Source organism: Desulfobacterales bacterium (assembly GCA_029211065.1).
In the GTDB taxonomy this organism is placed as follows: Bacteria; Desulfobacterota; Desulfobacteria; order Desulfobacterales; family JARGFK01; genus JARGFK01.
Map to the genome: position 1 here is coordinate 1 of JARGFK010000255.1, position 624 is coordinate 624.

Sequence of the window (624 nt, forward strand, 5' to 3'; positions counted from 1 at the left end):
CTTCCGGGGCTGCTGGAATGGGCCATCTGATGAAGGCGGTTTATTTGAGTTCTGAGAATTCTGATTGAGTCGGTTTTCAAGCTCCTCGATCCGTTTGCTCAACAGTTCAACCTGGTGCATCAGATGAAGTATGACTTGATCCTGAGACTCGATGTGCTTTCGGACCGACTCCGGTATTGCCAGCCATTCATGCAGGGAAAATGGTCTTTTAGATTCCATGCCCGAAGGCTTATCATAGTTAAAAATAAAAATCTAGATTTTTTTTCAATAATTTCGATAGGTTGCATAATGCTTGTTTTTTCATGGGATTTCAACGGGTTATATCAACGCCCGAACCCCGTGAATAGGTACAAATATTTTAATCGTGTTCGTTTTTAAAATTTAGTAAAGAGCCAATGTTGTGGACTATATGGGAAATTAGGGGTGAGGACAACGGCTATGGAACGACAATAGTGCGAGTTCTCGTTATTTGAACAATACCGAAATCATTCTCAAATTGGGCAGGGCATTTTAAACCCTGCCCTGTTCATTTTAGCGGTAAAATAAGGGGGACATCCTGTAGTTCCCTTGTCAAGCAAAAAATTAGAATTTTATAAAACCTGTAAAATTAGTTAGTTATGAATA

At 39.7% G+C, this 624-nt stretch carries 1 protein-coding gene; it reads right to left on the reverse strand.

Annotated elements, in window-relative coordinates:
- The coding region (locus P1P89_23305) for a DUF6444 domain-containing protein (GenBank protein ID MDF1594450.1) at positions 1 to 219 on the reverse strand (219 nt) is incomplete at its 3' end.
- Between the last annotated feature and the right edge of the window lie 405 nt (positions 220 to 624).